This window comes from Micromonospora tarensis (assembly GCF_016803395.1).
Classification (GTDB): Bacteria; Actinomycetota; Actinomycetes; order Mycobacteriales; family Micromonosporaceae; genus Micromonospora; species Micromonospora tarensis.
Window position 1 is genome coordinate 1 of record NZ_JAEVHL010000009.1, and the last position, 23,088, is coordinate 23,088.

Genomic DNA, 23,088 nt, shown 5'->3' on the forward strand with positions numbered 1-23,088 from the left:
GCGTCGTTGGTGCGCGAGGCCGAGCGCGACGCCGGCGGCCACCAGCACGATGGCCGCGACCGCGACCGCCGGATAGCCGACCCGGTCGGCGGCGGCGAGACCGGCGGACGCCGCCACGAACGAGCAGACCAGGCCGAACGACGACAGCACGGTGAAGTCGGTGCCGCCGGTGTCGGGCCGCGAGTAGTCCATGTTGACGGTGTAGAGCACGACGTTGGCGATCGTGTAGGCCACCAGGAAACAGCAGAGCGCGGCGACCGTCGCGCCCAGCGGCGCGTGACCGTTCATCAGCGGCAACAGCAGCAGCGTCGACACCGTGAGGGCGACGCCGCCGACCACGAGCACGCCGGCGCGCCCGAACGCCGCACCCCGAACCCGGCGAGCAGGCCCGCCACGATGGCCGGGGCGCTGGTCACCACGCCGGTGACGACGCCGATCCGGCCGAGCGACCAGCCCGCGTCGACCAGGGCCGGCGTCACCAGGGCGTACGCCATCCCCGCGCCCACGTAGACAAGCGGCACCACACCGAAGGTCCACCACCGGCAACCGGGCTGGCCGAACACCGACAGCAGCGCCCGGTAGGCCGCCCCGACCCGGGCCACCCGGTCGGTCCGGGGCGGCTCGCGGAACCGCCACACCACAAGCAGACCGACCGCCGTCATCGCGGCCAGCAGGCCGATCGCCGACGCCCAGCCGAACTGGTCGTAGACCAGGACACAGGCGCCCCCGCCGAGCAGGTTGCCGAGGTAGCTCGCGGCGACCTGGATGCCGTTGCCGGTGCCCCGGGCCGAGTCGGAGAGCATCCGGACCGCGACGGCGTCCACGGCGATGTCCTGGGTGGCCGAGAAGAAGACGTATGCGGCGCAGATCGCGATGATCGGGCCGAGCGCGTCGGCCGGACTGGCGAACGGCAGCAGCGCCAGCAGGGCCAGCACCAGGGCGCTCTGGAGCACGAGCAGCCAGGACCGGTAGTGGCCACGGTGGCGTGAGCCGTACCGGTCGAGGATGGGCGCCCAGAGGAACTTGATCGGCCAGATCAGGCCGACGATCTGTAGCAGCGCCAGGGTGTCCAGCGAGGTGCCGCCGTCGCGCAGGATGGCGGTCAGCCCGACGGTGATGAAGCCGACGCCGAGGTACTGGGTGACGTACAGCGCCGTCAGGGTGCCGAGCCGACCCCTCATCCGGCTTTCCAGTAGCCGAGGGCGGTGACCCGGTCCTTGTCGACGCCGAGCGTCCGCCGGATGTGCCGGGTGAGGCCTCGGGTGGTCGCCGCCTCGCAGGCCACCCAGTAGTGGCCGGTGCCGCTGGTGGGCAGGGCGGCGCAGACCGTGTCCACGAGGTGTTGGCCCGCGTCGCGCCGGGGCACCCAGGTGACGTCGTGGTGCGCCCGCGCCCGCGGTACGAGCGCCTTCTCGCCCTCGTGGGCGTACTCCAGCCAAACAGTTGCCGGGATGTCGGCGCCGGCGTCGAGCAGGCTGTTGACCGCGGGTAGGGAGGCCGCGTCGCCGACCAGGTAGAGGTGCTCGGGCGCGGGGTCGGGCAGCTCGAACGCGCTGCCCTGAACGGTGGCGCCGATGGTGTCGCCGACCTGGGCCGTGCTGGCCCAGCGGGCGGCGCAGCCGTCGTGGATGGCGAATTCGAGGGTGAAGCGGCCGGTCGCCGGGTCGGGGTCCACCAACGTGTACGCGCGCTGGTGTGCCCGGCCGTCGTTGTCGAACCACAGCCGGATCCACATGGTGGGGTGCACCCCGCACGCCTCCAGCAGGCCGCCCCCGTCCACGAGAAGCCGCTGGTAGTGCCCATCGATCGACTCGGTGCCCAACACGGTCAACCGAAAGTCCCGGCCGCCCATGGCTTTGAGGACCAGGGCCTCCCAGTTCCGTTTCACGCACCCCTCCAGGTAAGGTCATCCTTGGTTAGGGGAGGGTAACCTAAGTTGCACCTCCGACGAAATGGAGGACAGCGCCCGATGACGTACCTGGAGAAGATCGCCGGTCTCGGTGACCTGTCGTTGCTGACCGTGGACCCCGACCGGCACGCCGCGCTCCTGCACGACTGGGTCACCCGGCCCCGCAACTCCTTCTGGGGGATGGGCGCACACACCCTCGACCAGGTGCGCGAGATCTACGCCTTCGTGGACAGTCTGCCGACGCACCACGCGTACCTGATCGAACTGGACGGGGAGCCGGTCGGCCTCTTCCAGAGCTACCAGCCCGAGGCGGACCCGGTCGGCGAGCGTTACCAGGTGCAGCCCGGCGACGTCGGGATGCACCTGCTGCTCAGCCCGGACCGACGCCTCGCCCGCGGCCTCACCAACGTCGTCGGCCCGGCCCTCGTCCGCTTCCTGTTCCGCGACCCGGCCGCGCGGCGGATCGTGGTCGAGCCGGACGTGCGCAACCACCTCGCCCTGCGTCGACTGGAGATCGAGGGCTTCACCTTCGCCTCGGAGATTGACATGCCGGACAAGCGGGCTCAGCTCGCGTTCCTGACCCGCGCCCGGTTCACCGCGCGGCACCCGACGCCGGCCTGAGCACCGACGCGACCGGCACACCGACCGGTCAACGGGCAGCCTGGAACGCCCGGCCGACCACCGTCGCCTCGGTTCCGTCGCTGAACAACCCGGACCGGTCCTTGTCGGTGGCGGGCAGACCGAACCAGGCGTAACGCTGCACGTAGGGAAGTTGGCCGAGCATGGCGGTCGCCGCCGTGAGGAAGGCCGCCTGCTGTTGCTGACTGGGAAACTGCGAACCGCCCGCGCCGAACCGGATCAGCGCGAACTCGGTCAGCCAGATCGGCTTCCGGTACCGCTGGTGGACAGCCTGGAGGTACTGCCGGAGTTGGTCGACCGCGGTGCTGGTGGTGAAGTCGGCGCCGAACCAGTGCAGCGTGACGAAGTCCACCCGGTGGCCGCGCGCCTGCGCGCCGGTCATGAACCTGTCCAGCCAACCCTGCGGGTCCGGGCCACCCCAGGCCACCGCCGGGCTGCCCAGCTTGCTGCCGGTCGCCATCAGCTGCGGCCACAGGTCCAACGCCTGCTCGACTGTCATGTTCGCCTGCTCGGGCAGGTCCGGCTCGTTGAAGGTGAGCAGGTACGGCCCGGCCGCCCTGGCCCGGGCCAGCTCCGGGGCGGTGACGTTCGCCGCGCTCCGGATCATCGGTACGAACGTCGCACCTCGCGGCGTGGTGATCCCCGGGTGCTGGGTGCCCCAGGTGTAGTACCAACCGGCAGTGGAGTTCGCCAACGCCTGGCTGGCTCCGGCGAAGTTCCACACCCCGACACCCTTGCGCGCGGAGCTGACCGCCGGGGCGACCGGCGCTTTCGACGAGGGCCGGCAGTCGGCGACGGCGCGACGCTCGGGGCGGCGACGGCGGTGGGCGACGTGGGCGGCGGCGCGGCCCAGGAGGGTGCGGACGGATCGTCCGGCAGCATCACCACCGCCGTGGTGATGGCCAGAACGGCAGCCGCCACCCCGGCGGCGAGGGACGCAAGCGAGGCCACGGGGCCGGTTCACCGGCGAGGTCGACGACGCTCGGGCCGCCGCCCGGCGTCGGCCGGTGGCATCGGCCCGGCGCTCTGCGCCACAGTCGGGGTCGGGGACCCGGCGACCTGCGCGGCGGCGGGCGCGGCCGGGCTCGGGAAGTGGGCGCCGAGACCCGCCGGCAGGGGCAGCAACGGCAGACCGGCGAGCAACCGGTCGATCGGCACCAGCGTCGCGCCGAGTCGGCCGCAGAAGGCGCAGCCGCGAACGTGTCGGGCCAACCTCTTGCGCCAGAGCGGGCCGGGGACGCCGTCCCACTCGGTGGTCAGCGCGCGCAGGTCCGGGCAGCCGGGGCGGACGCGCAGAGCGCGTACCACTCCGCGGGCGCTCTGGATCTGTTCCTTCATCCGGTGGATCCGCACCGCGACGTGCCCGGGCGACAACCCGAGCGCGTCGGCGACCTCGTCGCGGGCGATCTCGCCGGTCTCCTCCAGCCACCACAGCGAGAGCAGCTCCTGGTCGTCCGGGTCGAGCCAGCGGGTCGCCTCGGCCACCTCGCGCCGCTGGTCGGTGAGGCCGAGCCGGAGGATGGTCATCCCGGCGAAGTCGGCGGCCGGATCGGGCAGGTTGTGGATCGCGTCCAGCCCGGCGTTCCGGTTGAGCGCCACCCGTCGGCGGGTCTCCCAGTCCCGCACCTGACGGATGGTGATCGCCACCAGCCAGGACCGGTACGCCGCCGGGTCGTTGAGGGCGGGCAGGTACCGGATCACCCGTACCAACGTCTCCTGGACCACGTCGTCGACGTCGGCGTGACCGCGCAGCGCGCGCCCGACGATGTTGTAGACCAGGGGAAGCGACGCCGCGACGACGTCGTCGAGAGCGCGCTGGTCGCCCTGTCGGGCCGCGACGACCAACCCGGTATCGGGTAGTGCTCGACCGGCTGACGACATGGGTGTCACTCCTCGTGTACTCATCCGCGGCGCCCGCGCTGGGCGCCTTCACGATCGGAGACTGGCCGCAACGGGCCGGATTACAAAATTCTCGGTCCGCCATTCACGCGCGCCAGACACCTGCATCGGTTCATACTTTCGGCTAGTAAATGATCGGTCGTTCGGGTAGTGTCGGATCAGCACATGAACGACATGACGCGGTGGCGAGGCCCGTGTTCGTGGCCCCGCGACAGCGCACTCTGCCCGCAGGTGCGCCCCGGCGACCGCCGGTTCGGAAATCTTCCGGTCGACTCCTTCGACGGGCACCTGCGGAAGGGGTTCATCCCCATGACCACCATCGTCGAACCCGCGACAAGCGCCCACGTCAACCAACCGAGCCGCACCCAGAGCCCGGAAGACCTGCTGGCCGCCCTGATCGCGACCCCCGCTGACGACCCTCGCCGCCCAGCCCGGCGGGACCGCGCCATCGAGGCGTGGCTGCCGCTCGCCCGGCACCTGGCGCGCCGCTACGGCGGACGCGGCGCCCCCGACGACGACCTGGTCCAGACCGCCTCGGTCGGGCTCATCAAGGCGGTGGACAACTTCGACCAGAGCCGAGGTGTCGACTTCATCGGTTACGCCATCCCGACCATCGTCGGCGAGGTCAAGAGATACTTCCGGGACCGCACCTGGGCGGTGCGCGTGCCCCGTCGCCTCCAGGAGCTACGCCTGTCGATCAGCGCGGCGAACAGCGCGTTGACCCAGACCCTCGGTCGCTCGCCGACCGTGGCCGACATCGCGTCCCACCTCGACCTCTCCGAGGAGACCATTCTGGAAGGGCTGGAGGGTGCGCGCGCCTACCGGGCCACCTCGTTGTCCACTCCCCTGGGGACCGACGGCAACCGGGAGCTCGGGGACACCCTCGGCGGCGACGACCACGAGATCGACCTCGTCGAGATCCGCGTCGCCCTCGGCCCGGCCCTCGCCACGCTGCCCGAGCGCGAACGCGAGATCCTGAGCCTGCGCTTCCACGGCAACCTGACCCAGTCAGAGATCGCCGACCGGATCGGCGTCTCGCAGATGCACGTCTCCCGACTGATCACCCGATCGTTGGCCACGCTGCGTCACCACCTCGCCGACGAAACCACCTTCTAGGGTCGGTTTCCAGCCGGCAGGGCCCGCTCGCTGAGCCGGCCGCCGCCGACACCAGCCGGAAGTGGCCGGCCCGGTCGTCGAGAGTTCACAGTTGCACGACGTGGCCCACTCGCGGCGGCGTACCTCCGGCCAGGACATCGAGCCACCCGCGCTGAAGGGCCGCCGGGCCGACACCCACCTGGACGTCCAGCCACGCACCGACCCTGGCGGCGAAGCTCTGCCAGGCCTCGGTGAACCGCTGGTCGAGCCCGTCGCGGCCCCAGTCCCGGCTACGTTTGCGCATCTGCACGGGCGCGAAGAAGACCTCCTCGGCGGCGTCGGCGTTCGGGGTCTGGTTGGTGAGCCCGACCGCGATGTCCCGGACGAGCCGATCGCCGAGGTGCCGACGCAGGGCGGCACGGGTCGATGGCGCGCCGGACAGGTCGAGGTAGACCGTCGGGAGCACGTCGAGAGCATCGATGTCCTGGTACGAGACGACGTCGTCGTAGCAGCCGAGCGACCGGGTGAACGCCAGGTTGCCGGGCGAGGTGAGCCCGATCAGGCGCGGCCCGCGACCGTGCAGCTCGAACGCGGCGGCGTACCCGGTCTTGCTGGACGCCGACGACACGACAAGCGCCTCGGCACCGTAGAAGTCGTTGTCGACGACCTGGTCGGCCAGCATGAACGAGGTGAAGAAGAGCGGCCGGAACAGGATCAGCAGGTCCTCCTGGTCGCGCTGGTACGCCGGATCGCCGGTGGTGAACCGGTACGCGTTGTACGGCGACGGCAACTCGGCCCGGTGCGGGCTCGCGTCGCGGAATCCGGACGCGTCCACCCGGTCCGCCCGCACCACGAGGTGGCCGGCAGGCGGCAGGTAACCGTAGAGCCGCTGGCCCACCTCGACACCCGCCACCCGCGAAGCGACCACGTCAGCGAAGCCCCAGAGCGGCGGCAGGCCCCACTGCGGCCCGAGCCCACGGGCGGCCGGCGGAAAGAACTGCCAGTAGCGCATCGCGTCGCCGAGCACCGCGTAGGTCACGTTGTTGGCGGTGAGGCCGACCCGCTCCACGCCCAGCAGCACCTCGCCGTCTGCCACCGTGGGCAGGGCACCGTCGACGAGGGTGGTCTGCCCGAGGTCGGCACGCGCCACCGCGAAGGTCCAGGAGTCGGCCATGAGCTGACGCTAGACAGCTGCGCAATCGGAGACAAGTGCACTGCGAGTGCAAAATCCCACTGGGTGTGGGGCCGCGCCGCCCGGTGCGGTCAGGGTCGGGTGGCGCCGAGGTCGCGCAGGTGCGCGAACGGCAGGTGCGGTGGCCGCCACTCGACGAAGAGGGCGGTCGCGTCGTCCTCGAGCTGGTCGTCCTGGTACCCGACGACCGCGCGGACCAGCCGGCGCATCGTCTCCGGGCTGGGCAACCTGTCGTTCAGGGCGCGGTTGACGAAGTCGACGAGGCGGTCCAGCCCGAACTGCTCGCCGTCCGGGCTGCGCGCATCGGTGATGCCGTCGGTGTAGGCGAGGATCCGGTCGCCCGGGTGCAGATCCTCCACGTGCGCCCGGGGGCGGCGGGGCGAGAGATGACCCAGGCCGAGCGGCAACGCGGTCGGCCCCGGAAGCTCCCGAACGGCCTTGCCGCCGCGGAGCAACATCGCACCGGGGTGACCCGCGTTGATCATGCGGAGCTGGCCGGTTCGGCGGTTCAACTCGATCAGGAGCGCGGTCGCGAAGAAGTTCGGATGCTCGGAGCGGACCCACCGGTCGATGCTGGTCGCCGTGTCGACCAGGTCGAGGCCGCACCGGCGGGCGTTGCGGTACGCGCTGACCACCAGCGAGGCCAGGGTGCTCGCCTTGATGCCGTGCCCGCAGGTGTCGAAGAGCCCGACGCTGAGCACGTCATCGTTCAGCGCGTAGTCGAAGATGTCACCGCCGACGTCGTAGCACGGTTCGAGGATGGCGGTGACCACCAGGTCGTCGGTGGCGAAGGTCAGCGGTGGCAGCAGGCCCCAGACGATCTCGGCCGCGACCTGCATCGGCAGACGCCGCCGCAGCCGCTCGACCACGTCGCCGTAGAGCCGCCGGTTGACCAGGATCTGGGCGACGTTGACCGCCACCTCCCAGGCCGGCCCGTCCATCGCGGGGCCGGCGGCGGTCGGGGAGACGATCTCCAGCACGCCCATCCGCTCGCACCCGAGCAGCAGGGGCACCCACATCCGGTCCGGATTGTCGGGCGCACGCTGGATATCGAGGGTGGTGAAGGCCCGGCCGGCGAGGGTTGTCTCGATCGGCAGCTCGTCCCTGGTGAGACCGGCATTGAGCAGTGGCACGAGAAGTGACTGTGTGTAGTCGGCCAGGTAGATCACGATCTCGCTGGCATTGATGGCCGGAGCCGCACGGGAGACCAGCTGAGACAGCTCGTCCGGCCCGTCACGGGGCGCGTTGAGCTGGAGCCACCGCACCACGTCGCCGACGTCGGCCAAGCTCCACCTCCCCGTGTCAGCCCAACCTAGGCGGCGCGGGGGCGTCCCCGCCACCACGCACCCCAGGTTCGCCGTGCGTCCGCACGCTGGCTGGCGCCCCAACGCACCGGACGCGCCCGGGTCAGGGTCCCAGGGCCAGCTCGCCCGCCCTGCTGCGGGTCTCGGCGAAGACCAGCGCGGCGGCGGTTCGGCCGGTGACCGCGGTCGCCTCAGTGCCGGTGCGGCCGGTTGCGGACCAGGGTCAACGCGAGCACGGCGGCGACGAGGAAGACGATGCCGTTGATCCGCAACCCGGCCTGGACACCGGAGGTCAACGCCTCGGCGAGTGCCGAGCGGACCGGATCGGGCAGCGGTTGATCGCCGCTGACACCGGCGGCCACCGCCGCCCGCACCGCACTGCCGGTGGGTTCGTCGACCTGGTGGGCGGCGAGCCGGTCCGGCAGGTCGGCCACCATCGTGGTGGTGAGCAGCGTGCCGAGCAGGGACGAGCCGAGTACCGAGCCGACCTGACGAGCGGCGTTGACCGCCCCGGAGGCCATCCCGGCCTGGGCAGGCGCGACACTGGCCAGCGCCGCCGCCGTCGCGGGTGCCACCACCAGAGCGCTGGCCGCGCCGAACAGCGCGAACAGCGCCCAGCGGGCACCGAACGAGGTGGTCGGCCCCTGGCCCGCCAGGGCGAAGCTGGCCACCGCGCCGAGGACCAGGCCGAGGGTGAGCGGCGCCTTGAAACCGGTACGACGGATCGCTCGCCCGGCACCGAAGGCGACCAGCGCGTAGCTACCGAAGAGCACCAGCATCCGCCAGCCGGTGTCCAGTGGGCTGAGGGCCTGGGCGCGTTCGTGGAAGAGGACCAGCAGGATCGCCACGCCGGTGAAGCCGAACAGTGACACCGCGGCGACGACCATGACCGCGCTGAACGACGCGGACCGGAACAGTCGCACATCGAGCATGGGCGCGCTGGCGCGCAGCTCGACCAGCACGAAGCCGACAAGCGCGACAGCCGCGATGATCCAGGCCGCCGTCACCACCGGGCTGGTGTAGCCGTCCTTGCCACCCTGGATCATCGCGTAGACGGCGGCGGCGATGGCGACGGTGCCGAGCAGCAGGCCGGGTACGTCGAGCCGGGCGGCGCTCGGCCGGGACTCGACCACCCCGACGCCGGCGACGACAAGGGTGATCAACCCGAGCACGATCGTCGACACGTAGACGCTGTGCCACTGGTGGTGCCGCAGCAGGGCGCCGGCGACGAGCGGGCCGACCGCGAGCCCGATGCCGGAGGCCGCCGACCACGCGGTGATGACCTCGGTCCGTCGGTGCGGGTCGGTGAAGGTCGCCCCGAGAATCGCCAGGCTGTTCGGCAGGATCAACGCCCCGCCGAGGCCGGCGACCAACTGACCGACGATCACCCAGGTCACGCTCGGGGCGCCGGCGACGACGGCGGCACCGGCGATCATCGCGACGACACCGGCGCCGAAGACGCGCTTACGTCCGTAGCGCTCGCCCAGGGTGGCGGCGGAGAGCACCACGCTCGCCACCATCAGGGTGTACGCGCTGGGGATCCAGACCAGCGTGGTCGGGTCGACGTGCAGGTTCCGTTGGATGGTGGTCAGGGCGGAGACCGTCGCGGTGATCTGCAAGAACGTGATCATCGCGCCGAGGCACATGGCGATCAGGGTCACCGGGCGGGAGCCGCGCACTGACGGACGGGCGGCGACGGCCGGTCCGGGTGGGGTCGGAATCGTCGTGCTGGTGGTCACTGGAGTCCTCGGGGTTAGTCGGGCTGACTTGCGTCTGCTTAAGCCAGCAGTGCCCAAGTGAAGCACCTGACTGTCCTGACCGCAAGTCAGGTAGGCTTGACCGCATGGAGGACCTCCGGAACGACCGCGACTCCTGGTCGAGCGAGAACTGCTCGGTAGCCCGGGCGATGGACATCGTGGGCAGCAGGTCGACGGTCCTGATCATGCGCGAAGCCCTGCTGGGCACGCGCCGCTTCGACGACTTCGTCCGCCGGGTCGGCGTCGGCGAGCCGGCCATGGCCGCCCGACTCAAGGAGATGGTCGCCGCCGGCCTGCTCGAACGGATCCCCTACCGGGAGCCGGGGCAGCGCACCCGCCACGAGTACCAACTCACCCGCAAGGGCCGCGAACTCCTGCCCGTCATCACCGCGCTACGCAACTGGGGGGACACCTGGGCCGCCAGCGATGCCGGCCCATCCGTGGTCGCCACCCACCACGACTGCGGCGAGCCGGTCCGCGCGGTGCTCCGCTGCGCAGCCGGCCACGACATCGAAAACGGCGACATCGACATCATCGCCGGGCCCGGCCTCATCCGGCGCGACTGACAGCAACCGACGGGATGGCCCGGACACCGGCGGGACGGCGGGTGTCGACCCTGCGGCGGCGGGCCTTAATGACGCGCAAAGTACCCGTTGTGTTACGAGCTTGTTTCCAAGATGACGACCAGGTTACGAGTGCTTCTCGATGATCGTTGCCGATCCTAGGTTCCGACCACCGTCATCAGTCGTGGCGGCCGGCACCGAACGTGGAGGCAACGACGTGCCACAACCGAACGCACATCGGACCGGACGGGCCAGACGCGGGGTCAGCATGCTGGCTGCCGTGGCGCTGACCGCTGCCGGCCTGACCAGCCTGCCCGGCAGCGCCAGCGCCGCGCCGGACGGTAGCGGACCGACGGCTCGCTACCTCGTCCAGCTCGCCGAGGAGCCGCTGGCCACCTACACCGGCGGGGTCCCGGGGATCGCGGCCACCAAGCCGACCAGCGGGGCCAAGCTGAACCGCACGTCCGGAAGCGCCACGGCGTACCGGAACCACCTGCGTCAGCAGCGCAAGGCGGTGCTCGACCACGTCGGCGTGCCGGCCGAGCGCACCCGCGTCACCATGGAGACCGCGTTCAACGGCTTCGCCGCCGACCTGACCGGGCCGCAGGCCGCCCGACTGCGCGCCACCGACGGCGTGCGAGCGGTGTACGAGAGCCGAAAGGTGCACGCGACCACCTCGCACACCCCGGACTACCTGGGCCTGACCGGCAAGGGCGGGGTGTGGAAGCAGGAGTTCGGTGGTGACTCCCGCGCCGGCGAGGGCGTCATCGTCGGGGTCATCGACAGCGGCTTCTGGCCGGAGAGCGCGAGCTTCGCGGCGCTGCCCAGCCCCCGCCCGGACCAGGAGATCATCGACGCCAAGTGGAAGGGCACCTGCGACGTTGGTGTCGAGGCACCGGTCACCTGCAACAACAAGGTGATCGGCGCGCGCTGGTACAACGACAGCGGCATCGCCGACGCGTTCCCGGACGACTACTCCTCGCCCCGTGACCGCAACGGCCACGGCACCCACACAGCCAGCACCGCCGCCGGCAACCACGGCGTGCCGGCGACGTCCGGCTCCCAGGACCTGGGCCTGATCTCGGGCATGGCACCGGCCGCGCGACTGGCGATCTACAAGGCGCTGTACGACGACGGGGCGGGTGGGGCGACCGGTACCGACATCGACATCGTGCACGCCATCGACGACGCGGTCGCGGACGGCGTCGACGTGATCAACTACTCGATCGGTGACGACACCGAGCGGTTCGGGGCGGTCGACGCGACGTTCTTCAACGCCGCCGCCGCAGGGGTGTTCGTGGCCGCCGCCGCCGGCAACTCCGGCCCGTACGCCAACACCGTCGACAACTCCACGCCGTGGCTGACCACTGTGGCGGCGAGCACCACCGACCGGCAGTACACCCGCGAGCTCACCCTCGGCGACGGCACCACCATCGCCGGCGTGGGCATGGGCGAGACCGGCGTCGGGCCGCCGACTGGTCTTCGCGAAGGACAGCGCGCTCGACCCGGACGGCGCCTACGGCGCGGGTCTCTGCGCCGACGACACGTTGGATCCGGCCAAGGTCAAGGGCGCGATCGTGCTCTGCCTGCGCGGCGAGATCCCGCGTACCGACAAGAGCATCGAGGTGGCCCGGGCCGGCGGCGTCGGCATGGTGCTGTACAACGAGGAGCTGAGCAGCCTCAACGCCGACGTGCAGACCGTGCCGACCGTGCACATCAACGAGGTCGACCTGGCCACGGTCTCCGCGTACGTCGCCAAGGGCAACGCCACGGCGACCATCTCGCCGAGCACGCTGGAGACCGTCGAGGCACCCGCGGTGGCCGCCTTCTCCTCGGCGGGCCCGTCGAACCTGAACGCCGGCGAGCTACTCAAGCCGGACATCAGCGCGCCCGGTCAGGACATCGTCGCCGCGTTCTCCCCGTCCATCGGCGGGAACGACTTCGCCCTGGAGTCGGGCACCTCGATGGCGGCACCGCACATCGCCGGTATCGCCGCCCTGCTGCTGGCCAAGCACCCCGGCTGGTCGCCGGCCGCGGTCCGCTCGGCGCTGATGACCAGCGCGGTGGACCGGACCGACAAGGGCAACCCGATCAAGATCGGCACGTACGACGCCACCCCGCTCAACTACGGCGCCGGCCAGGTCGAGCCGGGCAGCGCCTTCGACCCGGGCCTGGTCTACGACTCCAACCAGCAGGACTGGATCCGGTACCTGTGCGGGGTGTCCGCCGACCGTGGCGGCGACTTCGGACTCGGCGACCTGACCGGCTGCGACACGATCGGCGCGATCGACACGGCGCAGCTCAACTACCCGTCGATCGCCCTGGGCCGGATGGTCGGCAAGCAGACCGTGACCCGCACGGTCACCAACGTCAGCGACAAGACCAGCACGTACTCCTCGTCGGTGCAGGCCCCGCCGGGCTACCAGGTCACTGTCACCCCGACCAGGATGCAGATCCGTCCCGGTCACAGCGCCCGCTTCACGGTGCAGGTCACCAACACCGGCGGCCAGTTCGACACCTGGGCCGACGGCTCGCTGACCTGGCGCGACCAGTTCGAGCACGAGGTACGCAGCCCGCTGGTGGTGCACAACTCCGGGCTGGTCGTCCCCGACGCCATCGCTGGCAAGGGCACCTCCGGCAGCGTCCGGATCGCCGCGGAGGTCGGTTACCGGGGTCAGCTGATCTCCCAGCTCTCCGGCCTGACCTCGGGCACCAGCAACGTGGTGACCCTCCAGGGCGACGGGCCGAGCTGGGACTGGAGCACGTCGAACAACCTGCCGGTGCCGCTGCCCGCGTCGATCAGCAGGACCACCCTGCACGTGCCGGCCGGCACCCGCAACCCGCTCGTCCAGGTGACGTCGGAGCGGCCCACCTGCTCCCACATCGACTGGGACGACGAGGAGGGGGTGATGGAGTGCACCGAGTTCAGCCTCAACGTCTATGACAAGGACGGGAAGTTCGTCACCGCCACGGCCAGCGGCCGGGACGGCGCCAAGGTGACGCTGCCGGACGGCGCCGGGGACTACATCGTGGTCGTCGAGCAGGAGTTCACCGAGAACATCCCGTCCGGCGCGAACGCGTACACCATCACCAGCTACCTGCCGGGTGCGCCGGGCACCTCCACCGGCCGGTTCACCATCGACCCGAAGCAGCGCGCCGTGCAGCCGGGCGCGACGGCGAACCTGACAGTGCGCTGGTCCGGTCTCGTGCCGGGGCAGCGCTACCTGGGAGTGCTGGAGTTCCGCAACGGTGACGGATCGCTGAAGACCGTGCCGGTCACCGTCCAGTCCTGACGGTACCGATGGGCCGGCGGCCCGACGTGTGACCCAGGTCACCGTCGGTCCGCCGGCCCGTCGTCGCTCCGGGCAGAGGTGATCTGCTCGGCCCACGGTGATCGACGGCGACGAAACCAGGACCCGGGGCGGCGGGGGCTTGACTCCCGTCCGCCCCGAACGTCTGCGCGGGCCCGTCGCCTTCGTCGGACGAACGGCCGAACTGGCCCAGCTCCGCCGGCTCGTCGAGGACCCGCCCTGCCTGATCCTGTTGGAGGGCGAGCCCGGCATCGGCAAGAGCCGGCTGGTCGCCGAGCTGCTCACCGACCTTCCCGGCCGACACCTGGTCGGCGAGTGCGACGACGTGCCGGAGCCCTTTCCGCTCGGCGTGCTGCTGGACGCGATCCGGGGCAGCGCCGACCGCCTCGGTCCAGCTCAGTCCGGTGGCCGGCGCCCTCGCGCCGCTGCTACCCGAACTGGCCGACGCGCTGCCCGCCGCGCCACCCGCGTTGACCGACCCGGCGGCCGAGCGGCATCGGCTGCTGCGGGCGGTCGCCGCGGTGCTGGCCGCGCTGAGCCCGGCCACGCTGCTGCTCGAGGACCTGCACTGGGCCGACCCGGCGACCTGCGAGTTCCTCGGCTACCTGGCCACCCACCCGGTGGACGGGTTGGCCGTGGTGCTGACCGCCCGGGCGGCGATCGCCGGTGGCAGTACGCCGATCCACGACGCCCTGGCGCGGACTCCCCCATGGAGTGTCACCCGCGTCCCGCTCGGCCCGCTGGACGCCGACGACGTGCGCCGGCTGGCGCCCGCACCCTGCGCCTCGATGATCCGCCGCGACAGCTGACCGCCACCCTGCTCGACCGCACCGCCGGCATCCCGTTCGTGGTGGAGGAGGTGCTGCGTACGCTCGCCGAGCGGGGCGGCGATCCGTTGGCGGACGACAGTGTCCCGTTCGTCCTACGAGACGTGCTGCTCTGGCGGTTGCGCCCGCTCGACGAGGTCACCCGGGAGGTGCTCGGCGCCGCAGCCGTGCTGGGGCTGACGCCGGACCAGCGCATTCTCGCCGCCGTGCTCAACCTGGACCGGGTGGCGATCGGCGCGGCGTTGACCACGGCGCACCGGGCCGGCCTGCTGCACGACGCCGGGGACGGCCTGCGCTTCCGCCACGACCTGGCCCGGCAGGTGGTGTACGACCTGGTGCCCCGGGAGAGCCGGGAGTGGCTGCACCTGCGGGTCGCCCGGGTGCTGGAGCAGGAGCTGCCGAAGCCGGTCGCGCAACTGGCGCACCACTACCGTCGGGCCGGCAGCGGCGCCGACTTCGTCCGTAACGCCGAGGCGGCCGCCGACCTGGCCACCGAGCGCGGCGACGACGCGACCGCCGCGAGCTTCCTGCTCCAGACCATGGACATCGCCGAGCTTCCCCGACCGGTCCGGGTCCGGCTCGCCGCGAAACTGGGCCGTTCGGCCATCGACGGGCTCAGCCAGGCGGAGGCCATCCCGGTGCTGGAACGGCTGCTCGCCGACCGACGGTTGCCGCCCGGTGCCCGTGGCGAGTTGGGTCTGGTACTCGGCCGGATGCTGCGACAGCAGGGCGAGGCGCTGCGCGGGTACACCGAGATCGAGCGGGCCGTGCCGTACCTGCGCGCGCCGCGCCGCAAGGCCCCGGCGCTCGCCGTGCTGGCGGCCCCGGACACCGTGGTCGGCCGGCACGTCGACGACCACCTCGCCCGCTGCGCGGAGGCGGAGAGCGCGGCGACGGCCAGCGGCGATCCGGCGGCGCACCTCGCGGTCCGCATCGCCCGGGCCTCGCTGCTCCTGGAGCTGGGGGACCCGGCCGCCTGGGCGATCATCACGGAGCTACGCGCGTCCGCCGAGTTGGCCGACCGGCCCCGCGAACACGCGCGAGCCTGCCTGAACTGGGCGCAGGGCGCGTTGCACGCCGGGCACCCGGAGCAGGCCGAGGCGCTCCTGGCGACCGGCCGGGCGCTGGTCGACGAGACCGGGTACGAGCGGTTGACCGCCCTGGTGGAGGCGACCCAGTTGTCGCTGGACCGGGCCGCCGGCCGGCTGGACGGGCTCGCCGAACGGCTCACCCGGCTGGTCGCCAGCGCCGAGCGGATGCCGGTCACCCTGCTGGACGCGCGGGCCGAACTGGCCACCGTGCTGGCGCTCACCGCCACCGCCGAACGAGCTGGCAGCACCGGGGGGCACGACAGTCCCGACAGCCGCGCCGAGGGATGCGCCGGGCTCGGCGACAGCGACAGAGGCCGCGACGAGGTGGAGTCGGCCGAGCGGGCGCTGCGCGAGGTGGTCGCCGACGCCCGGCGGGTGGGCGCGATCTGGCCGCTGGTGCAGGCACTCTCGGCGCTGGCCCGACTGACGGTGGCCGAGCGACCGGACGAAGCGGTCCGGCACGCGGCGGAGGCGCTGTCAGTGGTACGCGGAAAGGGCATCCTGGCGTGGGCCGCCGACGCGGTGCTGGTGCTGGCCGAGGCCGCGGCCGCGAAGGGTGAACCGGCGCGGGCCGCGGCGGCCGTCGCCGAACTGGAAGCCGGGATCGCCGGCCGTGACACGCCCCTCGCCCGGGCCACAGTGCGCCGATGCCGCGAACTCGTCCCGGCCTGAACCGGCCGGACGGATGGTGCGGGTGGCGGGCCGCCGGGTCCGTCTCCAGAAGTCTGCGGCGTTACCGGCTCGTCGCCGCGCCGTGCCGGGCAACAGCGGCCCGCCCGGTGTCAGCGGACGATCCGCACCACCTGCTCGGTCTGGGCGAATTCGCAGTTCGCCCCCGGACAGGCGGAGATCGACGCCAGCAGCAGCGCCTCGCCGGTGCGGAACGGAACACCGGCCACATCGGCCTGGAAGAACGCCGACAACGGCTGTGTCTGACCGGTACAGGTCCAGGAAGGGTACTGCCCTTCGGACGCGTAGGCGATGCGGTTCCCGACCGCCTGGGTGATCCTGGCCCGCACCTCGCCGTAGGCGCCCTCGTCACAGGTCACCACGTAGTCCAGGCGCAGACCGGCGCCCTTGGCCACCAGGGTCACCGAGGTGATCTGGAGGGTGGGGGTGGCGGCGGCCGCCGGAGCGGCGCCCACGAGCACGAGCATCGGCAGCGCGAGGGCCAGGGCCATCGCGGTCAAGCGGCGGGTGCGTGGCATCGGACGGGCTCCGTCTCCGGTGGCCCCAACCGCCCGCGGTGGACGGAGGACGACCGACTCACATCATCGACCTCCACCACTGGCCCAGTCAACGCCCCGGACCTCGACCCGCCGGTCGCGGGACCACCAGCCCTCCCGCCGGCCGGTGCAGGGGAAACCGAGGTGGCGAGCCGCCGCCACACCTGGCCGGCGGCTCGCCACCCGCGGATCAGAGAACGATCTGGTGCACCCGGTCGTCCACCCCGCGCACCGCCAGCCAGGCGCTGCCGTTGGCACCGGCCGCGGCCCCGGGGGCACCCCGGAACGCGTCGGTGGCGAACTCACCGCGTCGGAACCAGCCGCCCCAGGCGCCATCGGTCAGGTTGCGCTGCCAGAGCCGGTTGTCGGCGGCCAGCGCGAACAGGTAGACCCGGCCGGCGGTGGCAAGCAGGGTCGGGCTGCCGCTGGTGGTACCGCCCAGGTTGGTCCAGGTCGACCAGGTGGTACCGGTCCGGCTGCTCCACCACACCTCGTCGGTGCGACTACGGACCGCCACGTGCAGCACGCCGGCGTCGTCGACGACAGCGCTCGGCCGACCGTAGAACGGCCGGTTGTCCGGAGCCCCGACACCGGTCCAGCCGGCGCTCGGCGTACGCGACCAGAGCTTGCCGTCGGCGCCCCGGGCGAGCAGCGTCCACTGGGTCGGGTTGGTCCAGGCCACCGTGGGCGCGTCGGTCAACGTGCCACCGAGGCTGCGCCACGGTCCCCACCCACCGGCGACGTAACTGCGCTGCCAGGCCGCGTTGTCGGTGCCCCGGACGAAGACGTCGAGCCGCCCGTCGGCGGAGCCGTACGCGGCGGGCTGGCCGAGGATCCGGCCGCCGATCGGGCCGCCGAGCGAGGTCCAGCGGGTGCCCCACGTCGCACCGGAGCGGGTGTTGACGGCCAGCGCACCGGAAGCGTCACGGACGAAGGCGGTGGCGTGCGTGTCGTCCACCCGGACCAGCGCCGGACTGGCGCTGGCGCTGCCGCCGAGGTCGGCACCGGCGACCTGGTCGGTGCCGGTGAGGCCGAGCATGGCCACCCCGTGCGCCGGCACCTCGACGGTGTACGAGCCGGTGAACGGCTGCACCCCGGCGGTGCCCGGCTGGGCGTCCACGGTGCTGCGGGTCCACAGGTCACGGACGCGAACCGACCCGCCGAGCGCCACGTCGGCGAAGTTCACAGTGATCTGCTGGGCGGTGTCGTGCCGGTTCAGCAGCGCGACCGCACGCTTGCCGGCACCGGTGAGCACCTTGCTCCAGACCTGCGCGTCGGTGCCGGTGTCGGCGACCTTCACGCCCTGCCGCACCAGCGGGTCCTGGTCCACCGCGATGATCTCCGGGTTGGTCAGCGCCGAGATCATCTCCTGCGGCAGGCCACGCGGATCGGAGCCGATCACCAGCGGTGCGGCCATGATGGCCCACATGCCGAGCTGCGTCTTGGACTCCTCCAGGCTCAACTCGTACCCACCGCCGGGCAGTGGACGCATCGGCAGCAGGTAGTCCGGGTCGTTGTAGTGCCCCGGCCCGGTGGCCGCCGGGTGGTACGCGTTGACGTCCATGTTGCGCAGCACCCACGGGAACGCCCACTGCGGGCTCGGGTCGGTGAGCCCCACGTCGGTGTAGGTCCGCCACGAGTCGGCGATGGTGGGCGCGTACGTGTAGCTCCAGGTGGAGAGCTGCTCGGGGGTGTACGGGCCGCCACCCCAGTCGGAGCTGACCGGGTTGCAGATGTTCAGCAGCATCGGCCGGGGCGACTGTCGTACCGCCTCGGCAAGCTCGCGGAAGGTGGTCTCCGGGTCCAGGCCGGCGGCCCGGCCGCAGAGCCAGTCGGCCTTGAGCGCGTCGAAGCCCCAGCCGGCGAACTGGGCGACGTCGGCCTGGTAGTGGCCGTTGCTGCCGAGCCCGCACTGCCCCGGCAGGTACGGTCCGGCGTCGGTGTAGATGCCGGCCTTCATCCCCTTGCTGTGGATGTACGCGGCCAGCGCGGCCATGCCACCGGGGAAGCGGGCGGGGTCGGCGACGAGCTGGCCGGCCTCGTTGCGCGGGGTCGGCGCGGCCCAGTTGCCGTCGATCCAGACATAGGTGTAGCCGGCGTCGCGCAGGCCACTGCTGACCATATGGTCGGTGACCGACCGGACCTCGGCCTCGGTGGGATCGCCACCGAGCCCGAAGTAGGTGTTCCAGCCCTGGTAGGGCGTCGGGGCGAGGCCGCTGTTGAAGTAGGTCGGCGCGCCCTGGTCCTCCGCGCCGGTGGCGGCCGGGGCGTGGCCGGGACGGCCGGGCCCATGATCGGCCGGTGGCGGGGCGGCGTGGGGTGGACCGGCCATCGCCGGCATGGGGCTGGCCAGGCCCAGGCCGAGCACGGCCAGGGTTGCGGTCAGCGGTCGGTTCAGGCGCATGGAGGTACTCCTGTCCCTCGGGGGCGGGGGGTGGTGGTGCTCCGGCCTCAGTCGCGGGTCAGCACGATGAGGTCGGCGTCGTGGGTCGGGCTCCACTGCACGGGCAGGCCGACCGCGCCGAGGTGGCTGCCGGAGTAGCGCTGGTCGCCGTGGGCGTACCGGGCGGTCGGGTCGAGGCCCCGCAGGGGCAGCCGGACCGGGCGGGACGGCAGCAGGCCGGCACCGTCGAGCCGGCCGGTGTGCCAGGCCAGGACGACCACCGGGCCCTGGTCCGGCGCGGTGTACTGCACGGCACAACGGGCCTGGTCGGGGCCACCGATCAGGTGCACCTCGCCGGTCGTGATGACGTCCCGGATCTCCTTGTAGCGCTCGATCCAGCCGGCCGCCTCGGCCCGCTCCTGCGGTGTCCACGCCCGGATGTCCGCGCCGATGCCGAGCACGCCGGCCATCGCTAGAACGAACCGGAACGCCAGCGTTCGCGGCCGGCGGTCGAACAGGCCGGGCGCGTCGGTGACCCAGGAGCTGAGCAGGTGTGGTGCGTTGGCGTGCAGGAAGCCGTACTGGATGGCCAGCCGGTCCAGCGGGCCGGTGTTGTCACTGGGCCAGAAGACGTCGGAGCGGGCGGCCATCGCCAGGTCGGTCCGCGCGCCACCACCGGCACACGCCTCGATCAGCACACCGGGGTGGTCCCGGCGCAGCCGCTCGTAGATCCGGTGCAGGTTGGCGACGTGCGCGCCGTCCAGGTCGAGCGGGCCGACCCCACCCGGCCGACCCGGCTCGGTACGCGGCCGGTTGAAGTCCCACTTCAGGTAGTCGATGTCGTACCGGCGCAGCAGACCGTCCACAGTGGAGTGCACGAACTCGGCGACCTCCGGTCGACCCAGGTCGAGCAGGTACTGGTTGCGCACCGGGGTGAGAGGTCGGCCGTCCACCGAGTAGACCCACTCGGGGTGCTGGGCGTAGAGGTTTGACTTCGGGTTGACGCACTCGGGTTCGACCCAGAGCCCGAAGTTCAGCCCGAGCGCCCGGACGTCGGCGATGAACGCGTCGAACCCGGCCGGGAACTTCGCCGGGTCGGGCGTCCAGTCACCCAGCCCAGCGGTGTCGTCGTTGCGGCCGACGAACCAGCCGTCGTCCACGACGAACGTCTCCACGCCCAGTTCGGCGGCGATCCGGGCGAGCGCGAGCTGACTCTCCGCCTCGACCGCGAAGTAGGTCGCCTCCCAGGAGTTGTAGAGCACCGGGCGCGGGGTGAGCCGGTCGGCGGCCAGCAGCCGCTGGTGGGTGTGCCAGACCCGGGCCAGCCCGTCCAGGCCGTCCGGGCTGTACGCCCCGGTGACCACCGGCAGGGTCAGCCGCTCGCCGGAGGCCAGCTCCAGCGGGCCGTCGACCAGCTGACGGCCGACCTGGACCCGGGTCAGGCCACCGGTGTCCCGCTCGGCGGTGATCTGCCACGAACCGGTCCAGGCCAGTGCCATCCCCCAGACCGAGCCCTCCGGCTCGGCGGTGTCCCGGACCGCCAGCCAGGGCACGTGCAGGTGCCCGGGTACGCCCTGGGAGCTGCCGATCCGGAACGCGCCGTGGCCCAGCTCGACATGGGAGAGCTGGAACTCCTGCGCCCACTGCCCCCACTGGTGACTGAGCAGCGCGCCGTGCGGCGTCGGTACGCAGAACCCACCGGACGAGGCCCGGACCACCCGCAGCGGGCCGGTGCCGTCGTTGGTCAGCTCCACCCAGCGCTGCACCACGTCGGTGCCGGCGGGCACCCGGTAGTGCACTGTGGCGCGCAGCCCGGTGCCCGGGTCGGCGAAGTCGACGGCCAGCTCCCGCTGGTCGGCGTCGACCCGCGCGTCGGTGTGCACGAAGCCCACCCGGCGCTGCCCGTTCGAGGTCTCGATCACCAGATCGGCGCCGGTGAACGGGCGGTCGGCGTCGGTCGCGTACTCGATGGGGGCGGCGTCCCCGGCGGTGAGGAACGGCACCGGGCCGTCGTACCCGACCGGCGAGGGGCCGTCGGAGACGCCGTGCGGCCCCCACGCGACCAGTTCCAGCCAGCGGCCGTGCGCGGGCACCCGCACCGTGTACTCCGTGTGCGCGCCACGCAGCGTCCAACGCTGCCCCGGCGCGGCGGTCACTTGACCGCTCCCAGCGCCAGGCCGGAGACGAAGTGCCGCTGGAAGCGCAGGAAGACCGCGACGGTGGGGACGGCCGCGATGACCGTGCCGGCGGCGATGACGTTCCAGGAGGAGACGAACTGCCCCTGTAGCGCGAGCAGCGCCGGGGTGACAGGCATGTTGTCGTCGGTACGTAGCACGGTGATCGCCCAGAGTAGGTCGTTGAAGATCCAGGTGAAGGAGAGCGCGCCGAGCGCGGCCAGCGCGGGCCGGGTCAGCGGCAGCATCACCCTGGTGAAGATCTGCGCGGTGCCGGCACCGTCGATGGTGGCCGCCTCCTGGATCTCACCCGGCAGGTCCCGCATGAAGCCGTGCAGGACGAAGGTGTAGAAGCCGAGCCCGAAGCCGACCTGCACCGCGATCAACGCCCAGAGCGTGTCGTAGAGGCCGGTCAGCTCGCTGAACTTGGCCACCGGGATGAGCAGGATCTGCGGCGGCAACAGGTTGCCGGCGAGCATCAGCAGCAGGATGGTCCGCCGCCCGGGAATCCGGAAGCGGCTCAGGGCGAACGCGGCCATCGCGGCCAGCGCGAGGCTCAGCAGCACCGACGGAACGGTGACCAGCATGCTGTTGATCAGTGCACGCAGCTCGCCGCCGTCGGTCCACGCCTGCCGGTAGGTGTCCAGGGTGAAGGACCGGGGCAGGCTGCCGACGCCGTGCGCGGCGATGTCGTCGAACGACCGGGTGGACATCACCACGACCCAGAGCACCGGGCCCAGCCAGAGCAGCGAGAGCAGGATCATGCCGGTGTGGAAGGCCCCGGTACGGAGCTTGTTCATCAGGCTTCCTCCCGGAACGCGCGGACCAGGTAGCCGAGGATGACGGCCAACGCGAGCACGAAGATCACGACGGCGATCGCGGAGGCGTAGCCCAGCCGCAGGCTCTGGAACGCGGTCGAGTACATGTAGGTGCTGAGCAGCTCCGACGAGTGGTACGGGCCGCCCTTGGTCAGCGACCAGACGATGTCGAACGAGCGCAGCGAGTCGATCACGATGACCGAGAGCACGACGGCGTTGACCCCCTTCATCTGGGGGATGGTGACGTGCCGCAGCCGCTGCCAGGAGTTGGCGCCGTCCATCCGGGCGGCCTCGTGCAGTGCCGGGTCGATCGCCTTGAGGCCGGCCAGGAAGAGCACCATCACGTACCCGATCTGCCGCCACAGCGCGGGCAGGATCACCGCGTACAGGGCGGTCTGCGGGTCGGCGAGCCAGGGCCGGATCAGGTGTTCCAGGCCGACCGCCCGCAGCAGCGTGTCGGCGATGCCGTCGGGCTGGTAGAAGACCCGCCACACCAGGGCGGTCACCACCAGCGAGAACACCACCGGGGTGAAGAGCGCGGCCCGGTAGAACCCGACGCCGCGCCGCTCCTTCTGCAACAGCAGCGCCATGCCGAAACCGCCGAGCACGGAGAGGCCGCCGAAGAGCACCAGCCAGATCACGGTGTTGACCAGCGCGCCCCGGAAGGTGGCGTCGCCGGCCAGCTCGACGTAGTTGTCGGTGCCGACGAAGGTCGGCGACGTCATCCCGTCCCAGCGGGTGAGGGAGAACCAGAAGCCCTGGATCGCCGGCCAGAAGACCCAGACGCTCTCGACCGCGAACGGTACGAGGACGAACGCCACCAGCAGCGGCGACAGTCGAGCCGACCGTCGCCGCCGCTGGGTGGGGGTGACCGAGGTCGTGGAGATCGTTGCTGTCACG

18 protein-coding genes and 3 pseudogenes are annotated in these 23,088 nt (G+C 72.0%); 8 read left to right on the top strand and 13 right to left on the bottom strand.

Annotated elements, in window-relative coordinates:
* The 3 genes and pseudogenes from JM949_RS36380 to JM949_RS03500 all read right to left on the bottom strand — a co-directional run.
* Positions 1-315 (bottom strand): annotated as a pseudogene (locus tag JM949_RS36380) (MFS transporter); the annotation flags it as partial.
* Entirely contained in the window at positions 288-1,181 is an 894-nt protein-coding gene (locus JM949_RS03495) for an MFS transporter (protein WP_238432515.1), read from the bottom strand. The gene JM949_RS03495 and the pseudogene JM949_RS36380, both read right to left, overlap by 28 nt.
* On the bottom strand, positions 1,178-1,888 hold the full coding sequence (locus JM949_RS03500; RefSeq protein WP_203147014.1) for a siderophore-interacting protein: 711 nt from the start codon (positions 1,886-1,888) through the stop codon (positions 1,178-1,180). The genes JM949_RS03495 and JM949_RS03500 overlap by 4 nt, the downstream gene beginning before the upstream one ends.
* Before the next feature lie 81 nt (positions 1,889-1,969).
* Here JM949_RS03500 and JM949_RS03505 point away from each other — a divergent pair, with 81 nt between their 5' ends.
* Positions 1,970-2,530 carry a GNAT family N-acetyltransferase gene (locus JM949_RS03505; RefSeq protein ID WP_203147015.1) on the top strand — a complete coding sequence of 187 codons (561 nt, stop codon included), beginning with the start codon at positions 1,970-1,972 and terminating at the stop codon, positions 2,528-2,530.
* 28 nt (positions 2,531-2,558) lie between these two features.
* On the opposite strand, the gene JM949_RS36385 is transcribed toward JM949_RS03505, so the two are convergent.
* Both JM949_RS36385 and JM949_RS36390 read right to left on the bottom strand, forming a co-directional pair.
* Positions 2,559-3,272, bottom strand: a complete 714-nt coding sequence (locus JM949_RS36385; protein ID WP_309231986.1) for a glycoside hydrolase family protein — start codon at positions 3,270-3,272, stop codon at positions 2,559-2,561.
* A gap of 236 nt (positions 3,273-3,508) precedes the next feature.
* A complete protein-coding gene (locus JM949_RS36390; RefSeq protein ID WP_238432516.1) occupies positions 3,509-4,429 on the bottom strand; it encodes an RNA polymerase sigma factor in 921 nt (306 codons plus the stop codon).
* 327 nt (positions 4,430-4,756) lie between these two features.
* Here JM949_RS36390 and JM949_RS03515 point away from each other — a divergent pair, with 327 nt between their 5' ends.
* Positions 4,757-5,563 (top strand): SigB/SigF/SigG family RNA polymerase sigma factor, encoded by an 807-nt coding sequence (locus JM949_RS03515; protein WP_203147067.1) that lies wholly within the window; start codon positions 4,757-4,759, stop codon positions 5,561-5,563.
* An 85-nt stretch (positions 5,564-5,648) separates the two neighbouring features.
* Here JM949_RS03515 and JM949_RS03520 read toward each other — a convergent pair whose 3' ends face one another.
* From JM949_RS03520 to JM949_RS03530, 3 genes are all read right to left on the bottom strand, one after another.
* Positions 5,649-6,716 carry a DUF2855 family protein gene (locus tag JM949_RS03520; RefSeq protein WP_203147016.1) on the bottom strand — a complete coding sequence of 356 codons (1,068 nt, stop codon included), beginning with the start codon at positions 6,714-6,716 and terminating at the stop codon, positions 5,649-5,651.
* Positions 6,717-6,805: 89 nt separating this feature from the next.
* Entirely contained in the window at positions 6,806-8,020 is a 1,215-nt protein-coding gene (locus JM949_RS03525) for a PP2C family protein-serine/threonine phosphatase (protein ID WP_238432517.1), read from the bottom strand.
* 209 nt (positions 8,021-8,229) lie between these two features.
* Entirely contained in the window at positions 8,230-9,777 is a 1,548-nt protein-coding gene (locus JM949_RS03530; protein WP_309231987.1) for an MFS transporter, read from the bottom strand.
* 104 nt (positions 9,778-9,881) lie between these two features.
* Between JM949_RS03530 and JM949_RS03535 the strand changes: the two genes are divergently transcribed.
* The 6 genes and pseudogenes from JM949_RS03535 (at position 9,882) to JM949_RS03555 (ending at position 16,259) form a co-directional block, all read left to right on the top strand.
* Positions 9,882-10,361 carry a winged helix-turn-helix transcriptional regulator gene (locus tag JM949_RS03535; protein ID WP_203147017.1) on the top strand — a complete coding sequence of 160 codons (480 nt, stop codon included), beginning with the start codon at positions 9,882-9,884 and terminating at the stop codon, positions 10,359-10,361.
* A 265-nt stretch (positions 10,362-10,626) separates the two neighbouring features.
* Positions 10,627-11,691: pseudogene (locus JM949_RS03540) on the top strand (S8 family serine peptidase); the annotation flags it as partial.
* Positions 11,692-11,833: 142 nt separating this feature from the next.
* Positions 11,834-13,651 carry a S8 family serine peptidase gene (locus tag JM949_RS36405; protein WP_305070580.1) on the top strand — a complete coding sequence of 606 codons (1,818 nt, stop codon included), beginning with the start codon at positions 11,834-11,836 and terminating at the stop codon, positions 13,649-13,651.
* 97 nt (positions 13,652-13,748) lie between these two features.
* Positions 13,749-14,036: pseudogene (locus JM949_RS39545) on the top strand (AAA family ATPase); the annotation flags it as partial.
* A 37-nt stretch (positions 14,037-14,073) separates the two neighbouring features.
* Positions 14,074-14,478: a hypothetical protein gene (locus JM949_RS36410; protein WP_238432518.1), complete on the top strand. Its 405-nt coding sequence runs from the start codon at positions 14,074-14,076 to the stop codon at positions 14,476-14,478.
* On the top strand, positions 14,379-16,259 hold the full coding sequence (locus JM949_RS03555; RefSeq protein WP_238432519.1) for an ATP-binding protein: 1,881 nt from the start codon (positions 14,379-14,381) through the stop codon (positions 16,257-16,259). Before JM949_RS36410 ends, JM949_RS03555 begins: the two co-directional genes overlap by 100 nt.
* Before the next feature lie 110 nt (positions 16,260-16,369).
* Here the strand turns inward: JM949_RS03555 and JM949_RS03560 are convergent, their stop codons facing one another.
* From JM949_RS03560 to JM949_RS03580, 5 genes are all read right to left on the bottom strand, one after another.
* Entirely contained in the window at positions 16,370-16,795 is a 426-nt protein-coding gene (locus tag JM949_RS03560) for a hypothetical protein (protein WP_203147021.1), read from the bottom strand.
* Between the two features lie 208 nt (positions 16,796-17,003).
* Positions 17,004-19,217 carry a glycoside hydrolase family 27 protein gene (locus JM949_RS03565; protein WP_203147022.1) on the bottom strand — a complete coding sequence of 738 codons (2,214 nt, stop codon included), beginning with the start codon at positions 19,215-19,217 and terminating at the stop codon, positions 17,004-17,006.
* Between the two features lie 47 nt (positions 19,218-19,264).
* On the bottom strand, positions 19,265-21,352 hold the full coding sequence (locus JM949_RS03570) for an alpha-galactosidase (RefSeq protein WP_203147023.1): 2,088 nt from the start codon (positions 21,350-21,352) through the stop codon (positions 19,265-19,267).
* Positions 21,349-22,170, bottom strand: coding sequence for a carbohydrate ABC transporter permease (locus tag JM949_RS03575; RefSeq protein WP_203147024.1), 822 nt, complete (start codon positions 22,168-22,170; stop codon positions 21,349-21,351). The genes JM949_RS03570 and JM949_RS03575 overlap by 4 nt, the downstream gene beginning before the upstream one ends.
* Positions 22,170-23,087 carry a carbohydrate ABC transporter permease gene (locus JM949_RS03580; protein ID WP_203147025.1) on the bottom strand — a complete coding sequence of 306 codons (918 nt, stop codon included), beginning with the start codon at positions 23,085-23,087 and terminating at the stop codon, positions 22,170-22,172. The genes JM949_RS03575 and JM949_RS03580 overlap by 1 nt, the downstream gene beginning before the upstream one ends.
* Position 23,088 lies beyond the last annotated feature (1 nt).

Bases quoted from the DNA above. Each gene is read 5' to 3' on its own strand.
- JM949_RS03560 (WP_203147021.1), bottom strand. From the start codon at position 16,795: ATGCCACGCACCCGCCGCTTGACCGCGATGGCCCTGGCCCTCGCGCTG.
- JM949_RS03495 (WP_238432515.1), bottom strand. From the start codon at position 1,181: ATGAGGGGTCGGCTCGGCACCCTGACGGCGCTGTACGTCACCCAGTAC.
- JM949_RS03535 (WP_203147017.1), top strand. From the start codon at position 9,882: ATGGAGGACCTCCGGAACGACCGCGACTCCTGGTCGAGCGAGAACTGC.
- JM949_RS03520 (WP_203147016.1), bottom strand. From the start codon at position 6,716: ATGGCCGACTCCTGGACCTTCGCGGTGGCGCGTGCCGACCTCGGGCAG.
- JM949_RS03575 (WP_203147024.1), bottom strand. From the start codon at position 22,170: ATGAACAAGCTCCGTACCGGGGCCTTCCACACCGGCATGATCCTGCTC.
- JM949_RS36390 (WP_238432516.1), bottom strand. From the start codon at position 4,429: ATGTCGTCAGCCGGTCGAGCACTACCCGATACCGGGTTGGTCGTCGCG.
- JM949_RS03505 (WP_203147015.1), top strand. From the start codon at position 1,970: ATGACGTACCTGGAGAAGATCGCCGGTCTCGGTGACCTGTCGTTGCTG.
- JM949_RS03515 (WP_203147067.1), top strand. From the start codon at position 4,757: ATGACCACCATCGTCGAACCCGCGACAAGCGCCCACGTCAACCAACCG.
- JM949_RS03555 (WP_238432519.1), top strand. From the start codon at position 14,379: ATGGAGTGTCACCCGCGTCCCGCTCGGCCCGCTGGACGCCGACGACGT.
- JM949_RS03565 (WP_203147022.1), bottom strand. From the start codon at position 19,217: ATGCGCCTGAACCGACCGCTGACCGCAACCCTGGCCGTGCTCGGCCTG.